Genomic DNA, 8,437 nt, shown 5'->3' on the forward strand with positions numbered 1-8,437 from the left:
TTCTTTTTTGTAATTTGGGCAATTACATTGTATCAAATGGAGGATTATTCTCTATTTTTTTGTCCTACAATCATTTTATGCTATGAAACTACCAATGTTCATCTCCCTCCATTTTCAGACAATAAATCTACCATTCTCCTCTATTGTTATGGAAAAATATTAGTTTTAAGGTTACAATATAATAGTGTTTGGATTAGCTAGATGTGGGTCTACTAAGTATGAATAGGACTCACTCAAATTTTTCTCTTTCTTTAAGTAGGCGAAATATTAGCTTATAAAAACAAAAAACTATATAGAAACCATTAAATACATTAATTAAAATTTAAATTAGAATGAGGTGTTATTACAGTTATGCAAACTAAAGACTATTTAAAGGATACTTTTAGAATTGCAATTCCCAGTATTATTGAACATATTGCCAATGTTATAGTTGGTTTTGTAGACACTATGATGGTGGCCACATTAGGCACAGTAGCCACTGCAGCAGTGGGTATTAACTCTACAGTAACTTGGTTTCTCATGGCTTTTTCTACCTTGTTTGCTGTAGGTACAACTGTACAAGTTGCCCAAAGTATTGGTGCTGACAATCACAAGCGTGCAAGAAGAGCAGCTATCAATGGACTCTCAGGTGGATTTATACTCTTTACTATTATATTTATATTGATATTCACTCTAGCGCCTTACATACCTAAATGGCTTGGTGCTGAAACTGAAATCCTTCAAGACGCTGTTTCTTACTTAAAAATCTGGACTATTGCAATTATTCCCATGTTCTTAGGTAGAACTGCATCCAGTATATTGAGAGGACTTGGAAACACTAAAGTACCAATGATAGTTGCCTTTTTTATAAATATCTTTAATATAATCGGAAACTTTTTTCTTATTTATAATACAAGGGTCGTTACCATTCCTATAATAGGTATTGAATTTACAGTCTGGGGTGCTGGACTTGGAGTCACCGGTGCTGCCATATCCACCTCCCTATCCAATGCATTAGGGGGAATAGTAATGTTATATCTATTATTTAATGGCTCTCAAACAATTAAGTTGTACCTAGAGGATTTATTTAAATTCGAGAAAATGCTCTTAAAACATATATTTAAAACTGGAGCACCTGCTACCGGCCAAGATTTAATTACTGATATGGGACAAGTACTATATCAAAAAATGGTAGCAAGTCTTGGTACAATCCAAGTTGCTGCTCACCATTTAGCGACAACAGCTGAATCCCTGTCTTATATGCCAGCATCGGGATTCTCCGTAGCAGCAACTACACTAATTGGCCAATCTTTAGGTGCAGGGAAAAAAGAAGATGCAGAAAGCTTTGGTAAAATTTGTTTTATACTATCGCTCTTTGCTGGATTGTTCAGCGGTCTTATGCTATATATTTTTCCAAGACAATTAATGTCTTTATTTTCTAAGGATATAGCGGTAATAGAAGAAGGAGTTGGTGCTCTTAGAATAATTGCCTTTGTTCAACCATTATTTAATGCTACAATAGTTCTAACTGGTGTCTTAAGAGGTGCAGGAGACACAAAAGTTCCACTGTATGCTGCACTAGGCGGTATGTGGTTTGTTAGACTGATTTCAGCCTATATATTTATAAATGTGTTTAAATGGGGATTGAGAGGCGCTTGGCTAGGAATGCTACTTGATCTATCTGTAAGGTTTATAATTGTATTTTATAGATATATAAAAAAGGACTGGCTAAATGCAGAAATAATTGTAGATGATTAGTGATCAACACAGGGTTTTCCTATTATATAGCAGGAAATAATCCCTGTGTTCTTCCAAATAAGTACAACGAGCTACAATCAAAAATATGTATCCATTTTCAACTATCAACCTTCCTAGTATTAAAAGTACTACGAATCATTTTATAGACATCCTTATTCTCCCTCTTTAAAGTCATCCTTGTTGCTAATAACTCACCACAATTAGGACAGATTAAAGCCCCATGATCCTTAGAAAAATCAATAGAGCCTTTAATAATTCTATCAATATGCATTCTTAATAAATTTCCTTTACCTACTTTTTGATATTTAGCAATATCAGTTTTACAGTAGCCACAAGAAACCAATAATATATAACTACCCTTTACTTTTCTACAATAAGGATTTTCATATATCAAATAACCACCCTTTCTTTAATATACATTATATACTGATAGTGCGTCAAAACTTGTACAAATATAAGGTTGTAGTATGGGAAAATATTTCCTTTTTCATTTTAGTGTATTCCATTTTATGACTGTCTTAATTCAAAACTTTGATAAATAAAACCTTATAATAGTCATCTCTAGCCATTATAAGGTTTTTGTTTACTATCTCCGCCATAAGTTGCGGAATTTTAGTATTTATATCATTTGATTTATTAGTATTTCTTTGTTTTTTAAAGTTTTAAAAATTTTTTAATACTACGTTTACTCTATAAAGTTGACAATATTATTCATATTATCAACTAATCCTTCCCATGAAAAAGCTCTTATTTTATCTTTCATTTTATTATGACAATCTCTCTTCTCTCTTACTTTCTTCATTTGGCATAATATGGCTTTTTTTAGATTTTCCTTAAATTCAGGCAAATCTTCTTTAACTGGTTTATCTATATCATATATTCTAGGTAATGGAACATATTTAATTATGCCAGACTCTTTTATTTCTTCCCCTAAAAGTGTCATTAAAGCTTCTATTTCTGTAGTTACTACATATAATCCACAAGCTAGACTTTCTATAGCCATAAGTCCCAAACCTTCATAGTAGGAAGGCATAATAAATATATCTTTTTCCCTTAATTCATCTCCTAAATCTACTTGATTTTCCACATTATATAGTCTTATACTACTATCATCTTTAATATAATTCACTAATTTCTTTTTATTTTCTTCATCGGGACTTCCTATTATATCTAAAGTTACATCCTCCATCTCTAAAGACTTATACACCTCTATAAGTTCATAAATTCCTTTGGACGGGTCTATTTTCCCACAAAACACAAGCCGAATTTTACCGGTATATTTCTTTTCTTCTGGAGGATAAAAAATATCTTGATCAAAACCTCCCCCTACTGCTATTATCCTGTTTCTATCTATACCATATACCTTTACTATTTCATCTTTTTGATGTTCAGAAGCTGAAAATACATAATCTAGCTCATGTATCCTATCTACATATTTATCCTTAAGATGTGGATTCATTTTAGCTTGTCTTAGATCTGTATTATGACATATGCCAATGATCTTTGTATCTGGAAAGACTTCTCTAGCTAAAGAAGTCAAGATCCATAGATGATGTGCAAATATAACATCAGGATTAAAATCTTCCTTTACTTTTTCTAGTTTTCTCCTAAAAGCCTCTCTATAGATTCCTAGCATTTCTTCAGTCATAGATGAATATAAAGTACTTTCATAAGGCATAACATTGCTCATTCCAACTATAGGAAAGGGTAATTCCTTACTTTTAAAAATTACAGGATATTGATCTTCTTTATCTAAAGTATTCCAGTTATATCCATCTTGACATCCAAAAATAGCTTTTTGTTCATGATTATATTTTTTAAAACCTTCTATCATATTAGAGTAATACACTCCTGAACCTGTCTTTGATGGTAATTGTGCTAAAACATGTAATATTTTCATATTTCCCCCTCTTCTAATTCGGTATATTTTGTTTCCTATTTTAACTTTTCTACGATAAAATCTGTATCTAAAAAAAATGCTTGTCTATTATCCTCATCTTCTATGTCTTCAAATCCTAATTGATAAACCGTTGGATTAGTGTTTGATTTTACAGTTAGTAGTTTATATTTTGAATCATAAGAACAAATATATCTAGTATAAGTAGTATGGTTATACTTTTTGTTCCTAACAAATCCATTTGGCATAGTCATTGCAGCCATTATATTATAAGAATGTGAAAGAGCTTCTTTAGAACTATTGGGTTTAATATTCATTCTAGTTAGATAAAAAGCTTTAATAAACCTAGAAATAGGGTCATAGCCTCCTGGCAAATCTTTAACAGAGTTAAAATGTTCAAGATTATCTAAGTCTAAAAGTTGATTCAACCTTCTAACATGGGATTTGAAGCCCGGTGAATTGGTCATTACATCATATGGATTTTCATAACATATCAATTCCCCTTTTCTAGGTTCGATAACAACGCATCTTTTAGTAGAATCAGCAAACATAAAATGAAAATCTGGTGATATTACATTTCTTCCCTTATGATCTTTAGTAGATATGTGAATGTTTGGTAAGTCTTCGATTAATTCCTCCACCGATTTATAGTTTGTAAGTGCATAGGTGAAGTAATGCAAACTAGAAATATTAATCTTTTCTGGTTTTACTTGATTAGCATAAAGATTGAACCCGGAAAAAGCATTGGTAATTCCCATTAATCCATATTCATTTACACCGTCTTTCAATGGATCTCGATTTTCAAAACATATCCCTAATGTCTTATATTTTGAATACAATGGTTTACCCATTAAATCATTACAAAAATTATAATTTTTTGGTAGATAAATTACATTGTAATTTAAAGGAACTTCATAATCCATTGTCCTTCCCATCACACAACCATCTTCATAATTTATTTTTATACCTGTACACATACTATCCCTCTAATCATCATAATATACATTCTAATATCTATAATAAAATTTTATAATAAACTTTCATTATTTGCAACGCTATATAGCATCACTGCAAATCTAGTTACATTTTGAAGTGGTAATCCTCCTGGGAAATTTACCCCCATTCTCTTTTTATACATAAAACTTAAGTATATAAGTTTAAATCCCAAACTCTATACACTATTACATTAGCCATAACTCTCTAAATGCATCTTTTGGAATTAACTCTTTTTTTACCCTCAGGCACAAACTTATTTATTCACATTAGCTTTTTTGTATAAACGAAAATCTACTAAGTCTTTAGCGTTGAAATGCAATATAAGCACCAATTTGCTCAATATCCATTATAAAACCTCCTTTATTCTGTAATTTAATTATGGCATAAGCAATTGTTTTTTCAATGGAACAATTTTAGAACTACACCTCATAAAAAGATGACATCAATCATATGATTGATGTCATCTTTTTATTTTTCTCCTATCTACTTGATAGGGGCATACTTATAGTTCTATCTATAAGGTATCTAATTTAATCCCTATTTAGAATATTGTATATTAAAACAGCCGCTTCTTCCCTAGTTAGATTATCTTTTGGCCTTAAGTTTCCTTCTTTACTTATAATCCCTAGCCCCCTAGCAATTGCTATATGTCCCTTTAAATTAGGTGATATTTCAGCTTCATCATTATACTCTATCTTATATATATCTCCCATATTTTCTAATGGTTCCTGTCCAAAGGCTCTAACTATATACTTTATGGCTTCCTCTCTAGTTACTTTGCCATCCATATTTTCTTCTTCTTTTTTTACAATGCCTTCATTAACAAACCTTTCATATAAGTAGGCTTGATCTTCATATAAAAGCATTCCCTTAGTTTGACCAAGTAACCTGAAAAATTCTTTCTGAGTTATTTCTTGTTTTGGTTTAAATTCTTCTCCTGCAAATAAGAAAATGGATTCTTGTAATTTTTCAATCTGATCTTTAGCAAAACTATTTTCAATATCCTTATATTCTTTCATTGCTTTTTCTATTGGTTTTTTCCTATTGTCTACTACCTCTGCTTCTTTAGCATCTACTGCTAAGTATTTATCCCTGAAATCATATACCAGTTTCACATTTTTCTTCTCTTTTTCTTCAATTTCCATTTGATATTCTAGTTCTAATTCTTTATTTTTTAATAAAGTTTCTTTAGCCTTATCCTTTCCAATTATATTTTTGGGGGATTCAAATTCCAAATCACTCCAATTATAATTATATGTCAATACATCCCCTGTAACACCACTTAAAGTTACCATAAATCCATTGTTTTCAACTCTAAGTCCATTTGCTTTTCTTAAAAATAGAAAACTATATACATTATCTTTACCATGAATTAAATTCTCATTTTCATTTTCTATATATTCTACTTCCTTATACTTTTCAGGGCTATTTTTTTGTATAATTTTTTTTGCCTTTTTAAGCAAATCTTCTTTACTATGCTTTGATTCCTCTGAATTGTCAACCCAAGAACCAGGATCTGAAAAGTCTATAATCTCTCCGGTCTTAGCATTAATCCTTGAACTAGTACCAGTTCCATGGTTTTCAACATGTTTCGTCACCATTACTTCCCACACATAGATATCTTTTTCTTTATTACCTTTTAACCTATGTCCTTCTACCTCATAGTTTTCCCCTAGCTTAAATGTATCCAATATTTTTTTAGCTGCTTCTTTTCGACTTATTATTTTCTTAGACTTTATTAATTCGTTTTCTTCTTCAAAAGGTATATTTTTAACATCCTGATATGGTGCAGAACCGTATACGGAATATGTAAGTTTATATGAGGTATTTAATATGTCTCCTGTTTTAGCGTCTACTGTCTTATCTGTATCTATAATATTGTATCCTAGGTAAGATTTCATATCTTTATCTGTTTCCTTTACTTTGTATAATAATTCTAAATCTATATTAGCATTATATATTTTTTTTGCTTCTTCTTTTGATATGATACCTTCTGTATCTGGGAATTCTAAACCTTCCTCCCAGCTTATATTAAATTGGACTACTTCCCCAGTTTGAGTGTCTACACTAATAAATAGATTGTTCTCATTGAATTCTACGTCATTTTCTACTCTTACAAAATTATATCTATACTCTGCTAAACCATCTCCAATATATACACCATAAAGATCAGTTTCATCTCTAGCTTGAATCTTATCTAATATATCTGGATATACTTTCTTTATAAAATTCTTAGCAATTTTTTCTCCTTGTTCTCTAGTTATCTTAGGGAATTTATCAATCCTTGGAGTTTTACCAGTATCATATATATTTTTCCAATAACCTGTTACATTTCCTTCTTCATCAATACCTACACCAATATTCTTACCATCAAATTTCCAGGATAAATTTGTAATTTTTCTTCCATCATAAATATCATACTGATACTTATCGAAACGCTCGTAATCATCCCCTATTTCAAATAGGGCTTTAACCTCTTCAATACGTTTGTCTAAGCCATCTTCTGCAAATCCATTAGACGGTATGCATGTAACTAATAGTGTTAATACCATCATAAATAGTAATGATTTAATTTTTACATTTTTCATAATATCCCCTCCCATGTCCAGTATATAATATATTTGCCTGGTTTACTAGATAAAGGTCAGTTCTTTATTATATATTAATCATATATCCATACTTAGATACTAACTCAGAATGAACACCACAATAATCATACAACTATTCCCTATACAAATTGGTCTCATACAAATTCGCTATTATTATCTACAATTGCAAGTCTTTCAATCTTTTGATAATATAATTTGTAATATAATCAATATACTTTTATTTATCTTAGGAATAGTTATTAAATGGAGGTTAATGATGGACAATAAGATATATTTTCTACTTGAAATAATTTTTTTTGCTTTTTTCGTATTTTGGTTTGTTTTACATATTAAAGATAGGAGAAGAGTTTTTAATGGTTTAGCTTTCTTTATATCTTTAGGATCTCTTTTGACACTATTAATTTTAATCGGATATACTCATGACATTAAAGCCTTAAATATAATTGTTGGATTTATGATATTAGCAATTATTATTTTACTTCCCATTCTATATATAATAGGAATTATTATTTTATTTACTACGGGAAAAACAGTTATTAAAAGAGAAGGTTTTTCCCTATCTCATGTTTTAAGTATATTACTTGGAATAGGAATTATAAGCTCTAGTTTTATATTGCCAATTTTTATGGATAAAATAGAATCTAAAATTTTAATAGGTATTATGGGATTTTTCATAACGGTATTTTCATATTTTGTATTAGGATTTATTGTATTTTTAACTTCTTCCCTTATATATAATCTTTGGTATGAAAAAAGAAATAAGGACTATTTAATAGTTTTAGGTGCTGGACTTTCAGGTGATAGAGTAACTCCTTTATTAGCTGGTAGAATTGATAAAGCTATAGAATTTTATAATAGTCAAAAAGAAAAAGGAGTAAAACCTCCTAAGATAATTATGTCTGGAGGACAGGGGCCTGATGAAGTAATCTCTGAAGCTTTAGCTATGAAAAATTATGCTGTAGAGATGAATGTCCCTGAAGAAGATATTTTAATGGAAGATAAATCAACTAATACTAAAGAAAATCTTCTATTTTCAACAGAATTAATAAAAAAAGATTCAAATAAAGATAATCCTGAAGTATTGTTTTTTACTACAAACTATCATGTACTTAGAGCTGGAATATTAGCTAAATCACTGGGACTTAATTATAATGGTATTGGTTCTAAAACTAAATTTTATTTTTTTGTTTCTGCAATT

6 protein-coding genes are annotated in these 8,437 nt (G+C 29.9%); 2 read left to right on the plus strand and 4 right to left on the minus strand.

Annotated features, from left to right (window positions below; genetic code table 11):
• Positions 1 to 351 precede the first annotated feature (351 nt).
• A complete protein-coding gene (locus C3E88_RS11980) occupies positions 352 to 1,737 on the plus strand; it encodes an MATE family efflux transporter (RefSeq protein WP_236910421.1) in 1,386 nt (461 codons plus the stop codon).
• 97 nt (positions 1,738 to 1,834) lie between these two features.
• On the opposite strand, the gene C3E88_RS11985 is transcribed toward C3E88_RS11980, so the two are convergent.
• From C3E88_RS11985 to C3E88_RS12000, 4 genes are all read right to left on the minus strand, one after another.
• Positions 1,835 to 2,131 (minus strand): hypothetical protein, encoded by a 297-nt coding sequence (locus C3E88_RS11985; protein WP_236910422.1) that lies wholly within the window; start codon positions 2,129 to 2,131, stop codon positions 1,835 to 1,837.
• Positions 2,132 to 2,422: 291 nt separating this feature from the next.
• Positions 2,423 to 3,637 carry a glycosyltransferase family 4 protein gene (locus C3E88_RS11990; protein ID WP_236910423.1) on the minus strand — a complete coding sequence of 405 codons (1,215 nt, stop codon included), beginning with the start codon at positions 3,635 to 3,637 and terminating at the stop codon, positions 2,423 to 2,425.
• Positions 3,638 to 3,672: 35 nt separating this feature from the next.
• Positions 3,673 to 4,611 (minus strand): linear amide C-N hydrolase, encoded by a 939-nt coding sequence (locus tag C3E88_RS11995; RefSeq protein WP_236910424.1) that lies wholly within the window; start codon positions 4,609 to 4,611, stop codon positions 3,673 to 3,675.
• Between the two features lie 549 nt (positions 4,612 to 5,160).
• Complete coding sequence (locus C3E88_RS12000) at positions 5,161 to 7,218, minus strand: YcdB/YcdC domain-containing protein (protein WP_236910425.1); 2,058 nt, start codon at positions 7,216 to 7,218, stop codon at positions 5,161 to 5,163.
• A 277-nt stretch (positions 7,219 to 7,495) separates the two neighbouring features.
• Between C3E88_RS12000 and C3E88_RS12005 the strand changes: the two genes are divergently transcribed.
• Positions 7,496 to 8,437, plus strand: a 942-nt coding sequence (locus C3E88_RS12005) for a YdcF family protein (protein ID WP_236910426.1), incomplete at its 3' end; no start/stop codon positions are given.

It is taken from the genome of Clostridium sp. Cult3 (assembly GCF_021655115.1).
Lineage (GTDB): Bacteria > Bacillota > Clostridia > Tissierellales > Tepidimicrobiaceae > PPXY01.

Excerpts from the sequence above, each read along its gene's own strand:
- C3E88_RS11995 (WP_236910424.1), bottom strand. The coding sequence starts at position 4,611 with ATGTGTACAGGTATAAAAATAAATTATGAAGATGGTTGTGTGATGGGA.
- C3E88_RS11980 (WP_236910421.1), top strand. The coding sequence starts at position 352 with ATGCAAACTAAAGACTATTTAAAGGATACTTTTAGAATTGCAATTCCC.
- C3E88_RS11990 (WP_236910423.1), bottom strand. The coding sequence starts at position 3,637 with ATGAAAATATTACATGTTTTAGCACAATTACCATCAAAGACAGGTTCA.
- C3E88_RS12000 (WP_236910425.1), bottom strand. The coding sequence starts at position 7,218 with ATGAAAAATGTAAAAATTAAATCATTACTATTTATGATGGTATTAACA.